Source organism: Chitinophaga hostae, assembly GCF_018224885.1.
Taxonomy (GTDB): domain Bacteria; phylum Bacteroidota; class Bacteroidia; order Chitinophagales; family Chitinophagaceae; genus Chitinophaga; species Chitinophaga hostae.
The window spans coordinates 504,243-521,734 of the sequence record NZ_JAGTXB010000005.1 but is presented as its reverse complement, the minus strand read 5'-3'; the positions used below and the strand labels follow the sequence as shown (position 1 = coordinate 521,734).

Annotated in this window: 5 protein-coding genes; 3 read left to right on the top strand and 2 right to left on the bottom strand. The window is 46.3% G+C overall.

Features of this window, described 5'->3' with window-relative positions; all coding sequences use genetic code 11:
* Positions 1 to 84: 84 nt before the first annotated feature.
* A complete protein-coding gene (locus KE626_RS13730) occupies positions 85 to 888 on the bottom strand; it encodes a GLPGLI family protein (protein ID WP_211973472.1) in 804 nt (267 codons plus the stop codon).
* A 150-nt stretch (positions 889 to 1,038) separates the two neighbouring features.
* On the opposite strand from KE626_RS13730, the gene KE626_RS13725 reads away from it, so the two are divergent.
* The 3 genes from KE626_RS13725 (at position 1,039) to KE626_RS13715 (ending at position 5,641) form a co-directional block, all read left to right on the top strand.
* Positions 1,039 to 2,562 (top strand): sensor histidine kinase, encoded by a 1,524-nt coding sequence (locus tag KE626_RS13725; RefSeq protein ID WP_211973471.1) that lies wholly within the window; start codon positions 1,039 to 1,041, stop codon positions 2,560 to 2,562.
* A 1-nt stretch (position 2,563) separates the two neighbouring features.
* The gene (locus KE626_RS13720; protein ID WP_211973470.1) at positions 2,564 to 3,247 is read left to right on the top strand and encodes a response regulator transcription factor; all 684 of its coding nucleotides are present in this window, start codon (positions 2,564 to 2,566) and stop codon (positions 3,245 to 3,247) included.
* Between the two features lie 108 nt (positions 3,248 to 3,355).
* Positions 3,356 to 5,641: a glycosyl hydrolase family 95 catalytic domain-containing protein gene (locus KE626_RS13715; protein WP_211973469.1), complete on the top strand. Its 2,286-nt coding sequence runs from the start codon at positions 3,356 to 3,358 to the stop codon at positions 5,639 to 5,641.
* A gap of 124 nt (positions 5,642 to 5,765) precedes the next feature.
* On the opposite strand, the gene KE626_RS13710 is transcribed toward KE626_RS13715, so the two are convergent.
* Positions 5,766 to 17,486, bottom strand: a complete 11,721-nt coding sequence (locus tag KE626_RS13710; protein WP_211973468.1) for a hypothetical protein — start codon at positions 17,484 to 17,486, stop codon at positions 5,766 to 5,768.
* Between the last annotated feature and the right edge of the window lie 6 nt (positions 17,487 to 17,492).

Sequence of the window (17,492 nt, the reverse complement as noted above, 5' to 3'; positions counted from 1 at the left end):
TCTAAAAATCATCAAAAAAAAATCATCTAAATCATCAAAATCAGTTTAATCCTGGGCAAAAAAAACCTGGGCAAAAAAACAATATCACTGTGCAATGCGTATTGTCCCCATCGGTCTGGCGCCGTTGCTGCGCTGCATCCCGCTCATTATTTTATCCCGCTCTTTTGCAAATTCTGCCATCGTCACCTTCTTACCTTTTGATGGCGCTTTAATCGCTTCGAGGTCTGTTTTGTCGCTCAGCTCTGTGGCGGTATATACCATACGGCCATTGTTGATATCGATGCCCAGGATCAGTCCCGGCAGCTGTCCCTGGTATTCCGGGCCGGCCGGTACGGGGATGGCAGGTGTAAACCAAACAACAATATTGGCGGTATCGGGAACTTCCTTTGTTTCCAGTTTACCGTTTTCCATCGTGGTGTTGGCTCTTTTACCGATACGCTGCGTCACTGCCTGCTGGCAGGGATAATTCAGGATGGTAGAGGTGGCCCCGGTTAACTTCCAGTTCAGGTGTTGGATACTGTCCATGATGATATAATTTTTTGTACCAAACTCCCGCTCTTCCACCACCTGTCCTGTTGCCAGGTTGCTGTAGGTTACATCGTTGCCGCCGGCAACTACCATGTGCACCTGCATACCGCCTTCGCGCTCTGTGAATTCTTCCGGCATATCCTCCTCTACGCCGCGGCGAAGCGACTGGTCGTTGCCAAATAGGACTTCGAGCTTGTCCTTATGGGAACGGGGCAGTGACTGTACAACGTCATCGGCCAACCCCTGCATATGCATTTCCATTTGCGTGGTGCGCTCGTATATTACTTTTCCCTGTTTTTGCTGCGCACGGGCAGAAAGCAGTAACAGCACCACCGGAAGCGTACAAATAATTTTTTTCATCGGGTATACATTTTAAGAAAATAAAGCTATTCTCTTCCTGCCGGAACGCAGGTTAACGTATCTTGACTTAATGTTAATTTAGGTTAATGTTCGCCGGCCGGGAACAGGGATTTGATAGATTTGCGTTAGTATTGCCATTACATACCACACATGCGTTATAAACTTTCCATACCGGTTACCGCTTTCCTGATCGGGTTATCGATCCTGCTTATTACTGCTTTCCAGGCATACTGGCTGAGCAAGAATTACCGGGAGGAACAAAAGTTGTTTACTTCCCGCACCAATATTCTTTTCCGGGAAACGATTTTCCGGCTGCAGGCCGCCAAGCTGAAACTGGATTCCAATTTCAGCTTCCGGGTAGCGGAGAGGCAAGGCGTTGTAACGGGGATGTCTAATGTATTGCAGGAACGTTTCAGGGATTCTACCATGCCGGAATTCGAACCCGCGAAGCGCACCATGGTGGTAGCGCTGAAAGCTGACGACCAGTCGGCCATGGCTATAAAAGCAGAGGCCCGGCCGATAGACGATACCTTTAACATAGCATACGCCCGTACCAGGAGCGCTCCTTCCGTAAGGGTGTTTGACTTCCTCGCCGGTGTGGACTCACTCCGTGATTCCATCACCATAAACGAAGTGGTAGACCGCTACACCAAAGCATTACAACGGGAAAAGATAGATGCCGGCTTTACCGTTACCATGGTGCCTACCGACACCATCCCCCGCTTCTTCGGTCCTTTGCCGGATGAACTGGAAAATAATATTGTAACGGTTGGTTTTACCAAACCGATCAGCTACCAGGTTAATTTTGAAAATAACAGCTGGTACCTGTTACGACGTATCAGTCAGCCGATACTGATATCCGTACTCTTACTCGGCGTCACCATTTTTTCTTTCCTGCTGCTGTACCGCAACCTGAAGCAGCAACAGAAGCTGGCCCAGCTCAAAAACGACTTTATCAGCAATATGACCCATGAGCTGAAAACACCCATTGCTACGGTGAATGTAGCGATTGAAGCGTTGAGAAGTTTTGATGTGCTCGACGATCGTGAAACCACCAACGAATACCTCGATATTTCCGCGCATGAAATGCAGCGACTCAGCTTACTGGTGGATAAGGTGTTAAAATTATCTATGTTTGAAAACAGGGAGATTGGCCTTAATAAAGAGCAGTTTGATATCAGGGCATTGGCCAGAAGCGTCATGACCTCCATGAAGCTGCAGTTCGAGAAACAGCGCGCCACAACCGCCCTGCAAACCACTGGCAACAATTTTATTGTGATGGCCGATAAGCTGCATCTCACCAGCGTATTGTATAATTTACTCGACAATGCACTGAAGTACAGCCTTAAAGATCCGAATATTCTCATCCACATTATTGATCATAAACAGTACCTGGAAATTCGTGTAGTCGATAACGGTATGGGCATCGCGAAAGAATACAAAAACAAGATCTTCGAAAAATTTTTCCGGATACCCAATGGTAACCGGCATAATACCAAAGGCTATGGACTGGGGTTAAGTTATGTATCGCATATTGTTCAACGTCATATGGGCTTTATAGAAGTGGAAAGTGAATTGAATAAAGGCAGCACTTTTTCCGTTAAAATTCCTTTTGCAGAAGCTGCCGTTATTTATTACGATAAAAACCGCATCGTAAAGTCAAAAAACCTGTGACATGAAGATTAAAATTTTATACGTTGAAGATGAATTATCATTAGGTAAGATCGTTAAGGAAAGTTTGCAGCGACGGGGATTTGAAGTAGTGCTGGAGAGCGATGGCGCCAATGTACTATCCGTATTCAAAGCCATAGAACCTGCGGTATGCGTACTCGATGTGATGTTGCCCAACAAGGATGGTTTTGAGGTAGCCGCTGAAATACGCAACATCAACCCGGAAGTACCGATCCTGTTTCTCACTGCCAAAACCCAAACCTCCGATCTTGTAAAAGGGTTTACGCTGGGAGGCAACGATTATATACGAAAGCCCTTCAGCATGGAAGAACTGATTGTGCGCATCGATAACGTATTACGGTACTCGCCTGCTGCCACCGTTCCCGCACCCGATCATATCAGGATCGGTAAATTCCTGTTCGATGTAAAAAGACAGATACTCGCCCATGGCAAGGAAGAAACTAAATTATCGTACCGGGAAAGCGAACTGCTAAAACTGTTATACGAAAAGCGCGACGGGATTATTGGCAGAAAAAGTATTCTTGACCTGCTATGGGGACATGATTCTTTTTTCAACAGCCGGAACCTCGATGTGTATATTACCCGCCTGCGCATACATTTAAAAGAAGATGAAAACCTCCAGATACTAACGATCAAGGGCATCGGATACCGGTTTGTGCTGGATTAACCCATGCAGGCAGGCTCCCGCCATACCATTACTTTTTCAGAAAATATTAACTTTTTCGGGTAAATTGGCTGTTCAATACTATACTGGTTGCTTTAACAAACAGAACAGATGAACAAAATTATTGCGGCCCTGGCGCTGTCTTTCGTCACGATGACCTCCTTTGGTCAATCGTCTCCACATGATCTGCAATTTGATAAACTGGCATCCCGTTGGGATGAGGCCATCCCGCTCGGCAATGGTTTGCTGGGTGCGCTGATCTGGCAAAAGGATGATCACCTGCGGTTTTCGCTCGACAGGGCCGACCTCTGGGATATGCGTCCTATGAAGGGGTTGCATCGCAAAGAGTTCAGCTACCAGTGGGTGATTGGGCAGGTGGCCAAAAAGGATTATGCCCCCGTGCAGCAGCTCCTGGATGCCCCTTATGATAAAGAACCTGCACCTTCAAAAATACCGGGAGGCGCGCTGGAATTTGATACCAGGAACTGGGGCGCTGTTCAATCTGTACACCTCACGCTCTCCAACGCCCTCTGCGAAGTGAAATGGGCCAATGGCGCTACACTGAAAACCTTTGTGGATGCCGCGCAGCCAACTGGCTGGTTCAGATTTGAACATGTGAACGCCGACCTGGCGCCACAGCTGCTGGCCCCGAAATACCAGGGAGCGGTAAAAAATGCCGGCGATCCGGTAGGTGGCGACGATCTGTCAAGACTCGGCTACCAGCAAGGCACCATTCAGCAAAATGGCAACAGCATTAACTATCATCAACAAGGATGGAATGGATTTACTTATGATATCAATGTTCGCTGGAAAAAAGTAAACGCTACCACCATAGAAGGCGTATGGAGTATTTCTTCCCAATTCCCCGGCAGCGCTGTTAATGAGCTGGCCACAAAGGTAACAGCACGTGCAGCGGCCGGAAACTTCAACAAATCATTACAGGAGCACAGCAGCTGGTGGCAAAAATTCTGGAGCAAATCGGCATTGCATGTACCGGATACGTTGCTGGAGAAGCAGTGGTACCTGGAGCAGTATAAATTTGGCGCCGCGGCGCGGAAAGATGCACCGCCTATTTCACTGCAGGCGGTTTGGACTGCCGACAATGGCCGCATTGCACCATGGAAGGGCGATTATCACCACGACCTCAATACCCAGCTTAGCTACTGGCCGGCCTATAGCGCCAATCACCTCGAAGAAGCGATGGGCTACCTGAATCACCTCGAAAAGAATAAGGCTAACTATCAACGCTATACGAAGATGTATTTCGGTACTGAAGGACTTGCCGTTCCTGGTGTAACCACGCTGGATGGAACCGAGATGGGCGGCTGGATTCAATATTCGTTGTCGCCCACGGTATCATCCTGGCTCGCGCAGCATTATTACCTGCAATGGCGTTACAGCATGGACCGGCAGCTGCTGAAAACAAAGGTTTATCCCTGGTTTAAAAGCACCGCTGTATTCCTGGAAAATATTACCATCAAAAATGCGGAAGGACACCGTCAGCTGAAAATAAGCTCCAGTCCGGAGATCAACGACAACAGCCTGGAGGCCTGGTTCCCGCAAAACACCAACTACGACCTGGCGCTGATGAAATTCACATTTAGCAAGGCCGCAGAACTGGCTTCCGAACTGGGATTAAGCGCGGAAGCGGCACGCTGGAAAAAGATATTCAACGAGTTTGACGACTTTGCACTCACCGCCAACAATGAGCTGATGTTTGCACCAACCATGGCCTATAACCAGTCGCACCGGCACTTTTCGCATATGATGGCCATTCATCCGCTGGGTTTGGTTAAATGGGAAGATGGAGACAGGGCGCAATCCATTATCCGCAACTCCATACATCTCACGGATAGCCTTGGACCTGATTACTGGTGCGGTTACTCTTATTCATGGATGGCCAACCTGAAAGCCAGGGCAAAAGACGGCGATGGCGCCGCCGGTGATCTGCGGATCTTTGCCAGGGCATTCTGTTCCATCAACAGTTTCCACCTGAATGGCGATCAAACCAAATCGGGTTTATCAAAATTCCAGTACCGCCCCTTTACGCTGGAAGGCAACTTTGCTTTTGCCGCAGGACTACAGGAAATGCTGCTGCAGAGTTATGCGGGCTTTATAGAAATTATGCCGGCCGTACCGGGCAACTGGAAAGATGCGTCTTTTGAAAACCTGCGCGCCGAAGGCGCTTTCCTGCTCAGTGCCCACAGGGACGGCGGACAGGTAGCTGAAGTAAAAATTGTGGCAGAAAAAGGCGGACGTACCCGGTTAAAGCTGCCGTTCAAAACCTTCTTTGCCGCAAGCAATAAAGGCTTCGTGATCAAAAATGAAGGTGACGGCTTCCTGGAACTGACAGCCAAGCCAGGTGCTGTGCTGGTGCTGAAAAACGGATACGAATAAGTTATTAAATAATCATGGAAGAGGGTGCATTTCAATGATGAAGTGCACCCTCTTCTTTTTAGCGACTATTTGTGATCTTCAAAATCAGCATCCATTCAGCCACTAAATGCGGCCCTTTTATCCGTTACCCGATATTAGCGAGTTTCAAATACAAATTGGTTAATTGGATCAATGGTTTCGGTTCATCTGTCAGATTCGAGAAAATGGAAACATTGAAATTAAGCGATGCATTCGTTGTATTAGGCCCATTCTCCTTCAACCAGTCATTGATGACTTTTACCCAATTATCAATCATTCCTTCAGGCGCCTTATCCGGATGATCGCCCAGGTCGAATGTTTTTATAGGCTGCATCATTACCGGTAACTGGATTTTGTTCCCCAGATGATTTACCTGGTAGTCGTATGTTATCACTACATTAAAACTCAGTTTGCTTTGTTTATTTTTCTTCAGCAGGGCATCAAAAAAATTGTTCAGCTGCTCTTGTAACGGGGCAGTAACGGGTTTACCTGTTGGAATCGTTGCAATATCAATAGCCTCGCCCCGAACAAAATTTGGATAATAATAATTAGGAAACTCAACATTCCCGGTAGTATATACGAATACCCGATTGGTAGGTTTACCGGGTACCAAATCAGCGTTCCTGTCCATATACACAGATACTGCGGCATCCTGCTTTGCCAGCATATTCAGCGTCTTCAACACCACTGTGCGGCTGGTAATTGTCTGCCCTGTGGTAGCGGGCAACAGACTGCTATCTTTGGTATTCTTATAGTAATAGCAATAGAAACCGGTTTCATCTGTATTATATGGCACCGTATCGTAGTCCTCAATGGTTATCACCGGAACACCTATAGCAGCCTGCACTTCACCCGTAATACCAACAGATACGAGCAATACTCCGGCTATTCCGTTTATGGTGGCACTGCCTTCTTTTACAACAAAGGGATAAGGCCCCTCGGAGCTGATTATCGAGTGCAGATCATGCTGTTGCACCTGTAATCCCGGTCCTTTTGCCTGTTTGATGATATTGCCTGTCATGGTAGTATAAGCAGCCAATGTAGTACTCGCCGCTGCTATCTGCTCGCTGCTGCTATCCATAGTTACCTGCGACAAGGCGTCAAGTGCGTCATTAATGCCCGGCAATACCGTTAAAAATTGCGCAATATCATTGAACGCATCGGGCAGGCCCGCAAGGTCTTCAATTTTACTGGTTAGCAGGTTAAACCGTACATTGAAATGCAGCATATCCTGGGGATAATGAAACGACTGGCTATAGGAAAACAGGTAGTCCCAATCCAGCAGATCCGATAGGGAAACACCGCCAACATTGATGGATAGCTGACCATTTTGCTTTGTCATACCTGGCGCTTCCGGGAATATATTAAATGGCAAAGGAACCCGTACTACCTTATCTGACAGCGATTGTGCCGATAAGATACTGCTGTCTTTACTGAAAAACTGTAACCACGAGGAAGCTTTATAACCTTTGATACCTGGCAGCTCCCCTATTTGATGTTCAATAGCACTTACTGCGTAAGATAAATTCAGATCGAGCACGGGTAATACTTCCCCTTGCTGTCCTTTTATTATTTGCGGCGACGACATCAGGAAGCTCACCCCTGCCTGCGTATCAGGAGCCAGGCTGATCTTAGCCGCTGAAAACTGTATATTCTGCCCCGCCCTGACTTCGCCGCTATCATCTTTTTGTGTTACGTTCCCATACAGGTATGCGGGGGCATCGAGGTTATTGTTATAAACATTGGCAGAGAACCGGAACCCTGACAGTACACTGTAGGCGTTAGACAATTTTACCAGCAATGCCTGTTTAAAATCTTCCCGGATATCGGTGGGATCTACGCCTGCCTGATCCTCGAAAACCGGCACCATTAAATCTTTCAGAATATCGGCCAGTTGCCCCTTCTGACTGATCAGCAGATCGAAGAAGAGAGGAGCTGACGGATTCTCTTTTTTATTTTTTGCGTCCACGATCTGAATACAGGTAACGAAAGCCGGGCTCAGTAAATCATCGAAGCTTTCAAATACCTGTTTACACCAGCCATTTATATCGACACCGATAAAATCTTTATAAATACTATTCTCACAATCCAGTCCTGTCTTGGGATCGAACGGACAAATCTGTACACCAGTTCTGCTGATCAGCTCATTAGCAACCGGGCGAGGTGCAAAAAGTTTCGGTTCCTCCAGCTTATTGATGGCAAAACCCAAGGCGGGTATGGGACCGGTATTGGTTTTATCCAGCCTGACCACCCATAATGTTGAATCAGCAGCTACGATGGAATCAAAACGATCTACCCCTCCTGCTATTCTCAACTCCATCTTTCCAGAAAACGTAGTTTCAAAATCGGTTATAAACTTCGTATAGTTGTTGCCGTTATTTGCAGACAAATCGGATAATGGAGCAATGGTTGTACTGACCATCAGAATAGCATCGTTGGAGCTCCCCGCCAGGTCCTGCCGTATTCTTCGGATCGTGAAATCAAAGGAGAGCTTGAATACATCTTTCGTTTCAATAGCAGCCGGATCGACTGTAAATGTCAACATGTGTTGTAGATCAGGAAGAATAGCAGTGTCCTGCGCCTTCGCCCTGCTGTCAACATACTTATAGATGGGAGCCAGCCACTTCTGAACCAGCGCATCGGTTTGAGCGGCATCCGGTATAAAATCCTTATCAGGCACCAAACTGGTATTTGCCATCAGCTGAATACCGTTTTTGTCATTCAGCTGATACCAGATCTGCTCATACAACAGTTTATCACCAGCCGCCTTACTCACGATGGTAGATGTAGATGCAATAGCCGGGTTTGTGGAAAAACTTGCGGAACCTGTATAGGTTTTATTTTTTTCCTGATTGAGAATATCTTTTACCTGCAAGATGATTTGTATACCTGGCAACAAATCCCTCACTTTGATCAACACCGACTTTTTATCTGCATTGAGCGAGATAGTAACGATCTGAATATGGTCACTGAAACTATAATTTGCTGCAGCCGTAGCAGAAACTTCATCCAGCGCAGTAGTGAATACTGCGGTCAGTGTATTGCCTTCCCCCGCACGAACGATTAACAAGCCGTCATATGCCGTTGCGTCAAAGTTAAGGATCAGATTTAATACCGGCTGGTCACCTATTTTGGTCACCTCCCAGTTGGAACTTACAGCAGGCCACTTGCTCAGCCCCACGAGCGTATCGTAGTATTTAATCAGTATCGGGAAGTTGTTTGGATTATTTCCATCCTGAAGATTATCCAGCGTTGTCAGCAAAGCATTACCATATACATCCTGCCAGCTGTAGCTGATCTGGAGCAAGCTTCCAAGGCCCTGATACGGATCATTTTCAGGATCCGGAAGATCCTGTTTTGTCTGCTGAACTTTTTTCACCAAATGGGTAAATGCAAGCGAATCTGTATACTGCCATACATCGTCCACACTAAGTTTTGGCGGCAGCACAAATTTGCTATTGGCCATTGCAGTTGTGCCAGGTATTACAGGGCACAGCGGAAGACTGATATTACTACTGCGGAAGAAGGCATTTTCCGATACCTGGTAACCTAGCAATGAGAAAGTATTCTGCAAATATTTCGATGCAAAGTCTTTGTCAGCAGGATCATACGGAACGGGTTCCGCTACTTTCCTAACGGCTTTAACGGCGGCTTCATCTTGCCTGATGGTAGATTTGTTGGTAAGCGGACCACTAGTAAATTCTATCACTTTTCCAGGTGCAAAAACTCCCGGCACATCTTTGTTTGCTAATGCTATACCGGAAACGGATATATTAAAATACCCGGCAATATCGCCCAGCGTATTTCCTCCTTTACCAACCCCCACCACCATGGAAAGATTTGGTAAATAAATGACCGTAAATACGGGAAGCTGCGTGTCCCAGTTTGATATTTGCGGGTTTGCAGCTTTAACAGCTTCCGGTGTTACCTCAAAATAGCCCGCTATATCATTTAATTTCCAACCCGGGGCTTTGTCCCTTACCTCATATACGCCTCCATTCAGGGCTAATACCGCATTTGAGCGAAGTGGGATGTCTTTGTTATTCGCGGCTACCTGATCCATATCCGCGAAATAATCTCCGGCAATTCCTGCAAAGCTCGTGGCATTATCGGCAGTGATCTGAAGATCCTGCATCCATGTTTTCGCAAATAAAGTATGTGAGGAGAAATCAACAGCGCTGGCAGTTGCCAATACATTCATATAGCTGCAAAGCTGATTACGCTGTACATCACTAAACAACACCAACAGTGAAATCCGGGCGTTGTCCTGATCATCGAAAATACGATCCGGAAACCCACCTTTACTGTTATCGTTGTAGTAATAGAGGTAAAATCCACCCTGACTGGTGATACTTGCCTCCCATAACAAACGAATAAATTTAGTGGGTGTAACCAGCTGCTGTACTACGACCTGTTCATCATCCTTCATCGCCGCAGGCAGATCAGGTGCGGTAACCGTGGTAAGATTTACCTGTGCCAGTCCGATGGTCAGCTGATCCGGGTTATCTGTCTGAATACCACTACCCGCTGTTTTATCAGTACTTTGTGTATATGCTATATGAAAACTATCGATCAGGTTATTATTATCACCGATCTGATCTACCAGCTTTTCCAGCAGCAGGGTATTAAAACCATCTGCACCCAACACTTCATAGGTGGTATCTGTTGTTGGACTTCCCGGGATAGGGCTTATCTTCCTGATCGTAAAATCTATTTGTGTTCCCCACCCATAGTCATTGAATGCATTATATTCCATTTTCTGAGCAGCCTCATTATAGGCGCCCAGCTGTATGCTCATGCGTGGATTAATTTTATGGATCGTCAGATCCGGCAGATTCAGCAGTGAGTCCGGAATTTTCCATAAGCTAAGCTGCTGTGGCGCTCCTATATTTCCCGGGTAAGGCATCTTTACATTGGATGGAGATGCCCAGTTAACATTGGAATTGAATGTATAGGTATTGGCCTCGATTGTAAACGGCTCCTGTGTTCCCAGCTGCATCAAACCCACATCCAGGTAGTTTTTGGTAGCAAAGGCAGTCAGCGCCACTGCTTGTTTATACTGCACTGATTCGGGTGTGATGACAATAGACAGCGCAGCTTGTTTATCAAAACTGATCCATTTACAACCGTTATTGGTGAATGTCAGTACCACACTTTCTCCTGTAGCAAGTTCAGGAATTGGAAACTGCTGACCTGACAGTGCAAACAAACCCGCACTACCAGGCAGGTGATAGGCGTTCTTCTCCCCCGTTACCCACATACCCGGATATTTTGGCTGAAGACCTTTTGTTGGAAGACGTAGTCCGGCCATATAATAACGGGAGGTAAGACCGGCCAGATGCTGTAAACCCTGCGTGTGCTGGATTTCCTGCAGCAATGCCGCTACCTGGAACTGTGGTAGCTGTACGATGTTCAGGTCGGGATTAGCTGTAGCTGCAAACAAGTCTTTTATTTTTCCATTAGCAGCTACACTTCCAAGTTGTTCCTGTGTTGTACCGAATTTAGCAGCTATTTCATCCAGATTATCTTTCTCCTTCGTTTTATAATTAAATATCGGTAACGACAAGGTGGATGCAGGTATCAACAAGTCTTTCAACCCCACTATATTACTGTTCTGCAAGAGTTCATCCGTACTGATGTCCATCGCTTTTGCGATATCTTCCATGGTTTGCTGCGGCAGGATGGGATACGGAGGTTTTCCGGTATAAATGATTTCCAAACCGGCTTTCAGGAGATTGCCAGTTCGTATATTTTGCTGTGCGAGGCTTTGCGCCGTAAATCCCCCGGTATATATTTCCAATGAAGCGATGGATGCAAACGTATCGTTTGTTTGAACAACATATTTAGTCCCCGCGATCGCGACAATGCTGTTTACATTTACTTCATGGCTTTTATTATCCGTAAATAGTTTCTCCAGCGTGTATTCCTGTCCGTTAGCCAGGTTACCCGTCTGGTTCACCCAATTCACGATATCCCCTGTACATTGCACTGGCTGGATAGGATAAACATAATTGTCCAGTGAATTAACCGCCATTTGCAGCATCTGTTTGGCCAACAGGGCATAATAATCAGAGAAGATAAAACTTCCGACAGAGGGGCCGTCATCATCATTCAGGCTAAAGTTTTCATACCGCACTTTTTCGTTTGAAGCTGCATTTACCCCCATTTCATTAAAGTATGCCCGTAATGCAGCCAGGTAATCTGTGGAGGTGGCATTGTAGGTAGCATAGGTATATGCCAATGGCTCAGGTGCTCCGGGACGCTGCAGGGAAAAGCCTACTGATGGCTGGATCGGGAAGTAGGTGGCATTCATTTCTGTGCCGTCTGTATCCTTATTCATACCAGTTACCACTACATTAAACTGGCGTTCCATAAATGTATTGATATCCGCTTCCGGAACAGGGATATCGTTATTGGCAGCACTAAAGCGGGCCAGTACCGCTTCCAGTTGTTCCCGGGTTACCACTATCCGGTCCACTTCTTTTTCAGTCAGCGGGTTGGATTGTAATGCGGCGATCACCCATCTGAACACTTGTTTGGCTATTTTTTCAAATGCGCTGTCTGTTACCGGGTCCACCGCTTTGAGTCTGCAGCTGATTGGGTCATCCTGCGGCGCTTTTACCGACTCCATCATCATTACCGCTACCCCGCATGCCTTTTGACCTGCCAATGTGGGTGTTTTTTCATTTTCGTCCAGGGCGGCCGTAAGGCCGGGCACCAGGTATACCTGCAATTCTACCGGCGTAGCGGCTGGCAGCAAATTGTTCCAGTTAAGTGCAACGTTTGTGGCCAACAGCTTATGTTGTAGCAGCCGAACAGCCATTTCCGCACGTTCCAGTCTCCTGCTTTGGCTCAACGATATTTTTTCTGCCTCATCAAACCATGGCGCTGTTCCGCCCACAGCTGGTAAGGTCAGGTGATGCTCAATACGCAGGGAGAAGCTGAAGCTGATAGTAATGAACAATATCTTAATACTGGCAGAAGCCGTAACATTGGCAACAAGCGCTAACGCTATCGGTTCATAAGGTGCAAAATAGAACTGCGCGATAATACTGATTTCTATATTTAAACTGGCTTTAATAATTGCAAAATCTACTGTACCGTATAATTTACCGATAATGCCCACCGTTCCGCGGATAGAAAAATAATAATCTGTTTCCAGACGATCACGCTGACCTGCTGTTGCCGGCAGGTAAGGATTCCACTTGGCTATCACCCCTTCTATAATCGCTGCTACGGTAAGACTGAATCCAGCACGGAGGATACCGATGTTAAATTCGTATCCCAGGCCTATCTGGAATCCCACGCCAAAGGCGACTACCGGGTTAAAGATGCCTTTTTTGGAGGCAGGCACTTTGGTGGTGGTAGCGCTGGATAGATTGGCGAAATACAGACCTATGGACCCCATCACCGGAATAGGTACCGGCACATATATGATGGTCTGGAGTGTGAATGAACGCGAGAAATTGGCATTCCACGGGAAGCCCAGATCTACCTGAAAATCTCCATTAGTATATACCTGGATACCAAATACCGGTAGCACGATATTGAATTGCCCTAAGCTGATATAACGCATCACATCGGGCAATGTTATTTCTGACTGGTATACCCCCACGGACTGGCTGATTTGCCGGTACATGATCTCGAATTGCAGTCCTTTAAAAACTTTTGCCGCATCACCGTTGAGGGCTATACGAAGACCGTAAAGATCAGGATCAGCAAATACCACCTGCAGGTTGAACACATAGTCGTCGGGAACCGCCAGTACACCTTGTCCCGCTGCTGCAGTGAGGAGGGATTTCGGTGGAGCATCTGTGCTGATGCGTAACAACCCGAGATCCATTCCTATCAACCATCCGTTGTTGGCGTTTAATTCCACCGGCGGAATTTTACCGGTGGGTGTATCCGGCAATTTTTCCATGATGGCAATAGCCTCTGCAACACTCGTGGCAGTGGAAAGCCCTTTTACCTCCACATGCTGCCCCATGGCCAGCAGGCGCAGGTCCACGTATTTATTACCCTGTGCAGGCGGAGCAGGGGTGGTTTCAGGTTTGGAGGCATCCCATCCTAATGGTTTATTCGGATCTTCCTGCCATTTAAAATTCCCCTGCAGCTGTACCTGTACCCCATTCTGTTTGGGGTCCGCCTGTCCGGAGTTATAACTCAATTTGAATCCCGTGATGGTAGCGATGTTGATACCAAACACTCCTATTTCTACCGGGTCAAGGACTATCTCGAGTCCTACCTGTTTATCGGTAAAATTAAAGGTAAGCAGGAGGTTATTAAGTGCAATGGAGTCGAGGATATTCCAGGGTGCGCCGAGGCTGAATTTACTACCGGTGGCCCATTCCATCATGGTTTCCACCATGCTTCCAATCGTAGTGGATTGGGTAAAACTAAGGGTGGCAATGGTTTTCTGAGGGGTACCTGATTGGATAATCTTTCCTTCCAGCTGTCCCCATTTAATACCAAAGCTCTTGTAACCAGGTGCGAAGTCGTAGTATACGGTAATATCTATATTTTGCCAGGTAATATCTGCCTGACCTGTTCCAAAATGACCAATGGCCGGATCTTCCTGTAAGAGGGAAGCCAATGAAACAATTTTATGATCAGGCAATAAAATCGGTACGATAGCTTTGCCTGTTATTGTTTCCCGGCCACCAAAGCTTTTTGTACCGCCATTGTAGCCTATTTTCAGGTGAAGGTTCAACGAGAGATCAACACCTGGTATTTTGATGGGATCCGCTGTTTTGCCCGAAAACTCCCAGGAGCTGTTGAGCGTTTCCATCTGAAGTAAGAGGTCATCTATGTTAATTTCAAAATCGGTATCCCAGCCGGTGTAATATTTAAGCAGTTCGATTAATTTTACCTTTCCCGAGGTTTGCTGTCCTAAAAACCGCCAGTTCTTTTTTTCGCTATAATAGGCCGCCGAAAGGCCTAAACCGAAAGCGGAAGGTGTATCCGGAAGAATTGTTATAGCACCGGTTATTGCCATAGAAAGCCCGGTGGACTGACTTTGTGCATCAATCCCAACGTCATTGATGGTAAGGGCTGTGACACCGGAGATCTTAAATGGCCAGTCGATATTCAACTTGCAACTTATTGTATACAGGCTGGTATCTTTAATATTAAAAGTCGCATTAAACGCAGTAATGGAAGGTTGTTGAGGCAGGCTAATATCCATTCCTGGCAGGAACACTGACAACAGATCAGTAAATTGAATGGTCCCTGATTGGAGGCTACCATTGAATGTAAGCCCGGGACTCATCCCCCCTAATGCAACAATACCCGCATCGTGTCGGCTACCGATTTTAAAAGTTCCATACAAAGACCAATCGGTATTCCTGTTGGCTACGGAACCGGGATCCTGCACGATAACAGTTGCTTTTATATTTTCTAATACAAGGTTCGGCAATAGCCGGAAGCTGCTATTCGTAGAGAATCCGAATCCTATGTACTCAACCTGTTTAGTTATTGTATTGCAAACCAGCTGTGTATTTTCCAGGCCAAAATCCGCCAGGGCATCAAATGGCGGCGGTAATACCTGTGTCAGGTCAATACCTCCTGCAAGTTGGAAAGCCCTGGAAATTCCCGGATAGGGCTTTTGAAAATTGCCGATGAATTGCCACTTTCCGTCCCTGACTGGTAACTGAAGGCTCAGCTCCAACCCGGCAGTATCTATTTTTCCTCCTACGGCTCCATAGGAAATTGTTTTAGCGTTGATCGTATATAATTCAATATAAGGATTACTGAACTGAATCCATGGTATCAGATCCGGTGCCCAGGTATCCTCAAAAGTAAATCTCACTTTGCCTGTAATGACAGCTTCGGGAGCAGTAAAAACGATGTTTACAGCCTGTGCTGCGCCAAGAGCTGCAGTGGTACCAACTACCAGGATGCTGATAATTACATTATCCTTATCGTACTGCGGCGTTATCTCTGCCTGATCAATTACAAACGGGTTTTCGGTACCGAGGAGATCAATATAAAAATCATAAATAGCGCCTGAATCGAGTGTGCCAGGAATAAGTTGAAGTACTTTTTTGGGGGACAGGTGTTGCTGTAAACTACTTAGCAACTGGGTAAGAACCGGCTCGTCATTATCTCCTGCCTTGCCGGCAGCCTTAAATGACAGTACCTGTTTTTCTTTAGCAATGACATGATTGAGAAAGCTTGCGCCATAACGAAATTTATCATTGTCAATATTCTGATAGAACGCAGCCACTTCTTCAAAATATTTCCGGTAGCCTCCCGTGTTACCCTGCTTATAGTCTTTAATGAATTTACCGACTCTTTCAGCAGGATTTATACCGGCATCCTTTGGCCATAAATGCAGTGGCCTATTAATTTCATTTGCAATTTCCTGAATATTTTTAGGAACAGAAGGGTAAAAATCAAAGAAAACAAAATCGCCAATGTTAGTGTCCTCATGGTCATCTTTATGACCAATAATTGTGGTAGGAAACTGAACAACTGTACTACCAGGCCTTGCAACATGCAGGTAATAATTTCCTATATTAAGGGTAGTGCTGGCGGTTCCCTGTCCTTCAAAAACCGGTGGTAATGTCGCCTTTTGCAACAGATAACTATACAACGGCTGGGGAATCCTTCCCAACTGAATGAATAGTAAACGATCACTGCTGCCGCTCAGCCAGTTCATCTCGGCACGCACTTTCATCACGGAATCAGGTTTCCATACATATCTGACCCGGTTCATTGAATTAACATTTCGCAGATAGGCAGCCCTTACCTCGTATTGCTGAACTAACTCCTTATTCCTTTTTTGATCTTCTTCTGATACTTCAATTTTTTGACCTCCACTAAACCAGCCTCCATCTCTCAGGTCGGTCATGGCAGACGCCTCAGGCTCAGTTGGACCTCCGTCAACAAGAATACTAAGACTTCCAGCTACAGTAGTAGGTCTTATACCATCTACGAAGATATCACAGCTCACCACTATGATTGGTTTTGCGCCAGGTCTTTTCCTCCCCTCTGAGCGTTGCGACGCCAACATACCAGTCACCACTTCAAACATCCTGTCCTGGGCAGTTTTGGCCAGCTGCATGTTACCAGAGGTACGAATGCCATACACTGGTGCAAAATCTAACTCTGTAGCCATAGCAGTCAGCCACTCTATAATTTCTGCCTGCGCTTTATAAGGAGTATTTGCATATAAATCCCAGCGGGGTACTGCTATTGGAGTTCTGATATAAAATGCCCGTTGGTTAAAGCTACTATACCCCAATACCGATTGTGCTGTGAGACTAATAGGTTTGTCACTTGTTAATAGCTGAATTTGTTCAGGGGCGCCCCACCTGTATGGTTGCAACCGGAGAAAGAATCGTACATTCAGTCGCTTCGCAAAATGCTGAGGGATTATTTTTCCATCGTCCTCCCCTTCATCTGCTCCGCCTGTAAAACCCAGGTTAACAATCGGCTTAGGTGCAGGAGTTTTTTCTTTGCACTCTATCAGCCTTATTTGTGCATTGTTAATCTCGCCGGTATGCTGCCCCCGGAGCTCCGGAAGCAGATTAAATAGTTTGGGTAAAGTAGGATCTTTATCTTCTCCTGGTCCATAATAGACCTCTATAGTTCCACTAAATCCGAATCCGTTATCCGGAACTACATTGTTCACCAACTGCCGGAGTATTCCCACCGTAGAGCCCTGGTGTCCATTACCGGGAGAATCATCTACCCACATCCGTATTACCGGATTTTTATCCGCAGCATTCAGGTAAGTAAAGAACGCTCTAAGAGAGCCTGCCATTTGAAAGTCCCAATAAGGATCAAAGAACCCGCGAATTTTATTAAATACTTTTTCAAACATCTCATT

What these genes read in the sequence shown, in the direction of transcription:
- KE626_RS13725 (WP_211973471.1), top strand. Translation starts at nt 1,039, where the DNA reads ATGCGTTATAAACTTTCCATACCGGTTACCGCTTTCCTGATCGGGTTA.
- KE626_RS13710 (WP_211973468.1), bottom strand. Translation starts at nt 17,486, where the DNA reads ATGTTTGAAAAAGTATTTAATAAAATTCGCGGGTTCTTTGATCCTTAT.
- KE626_RS13715 (WP_211973469.1), top strand. Translation starts at nt 3,356, where the DNA reads ATGAACAAAATTATTGCGGCCCTGGCGCTGTCTTTCGTCACGATGACC.
- KE626_RS13730 (WP_211973472.1), bottom strand. Translation starts at nt 888, where the DNA reads ATGAAAAAAATTATTTGTACGCTTCCGGTGGTGCTGTTACTGCTTTCT.
- KE626_RS13720 (WP_211973470.1), top strand. Translation starts at nt 2,564, where the DNA reads ATGAAGATTAAAATTTTATACGTTGAAGATGAATTATCATTAGGTAAG.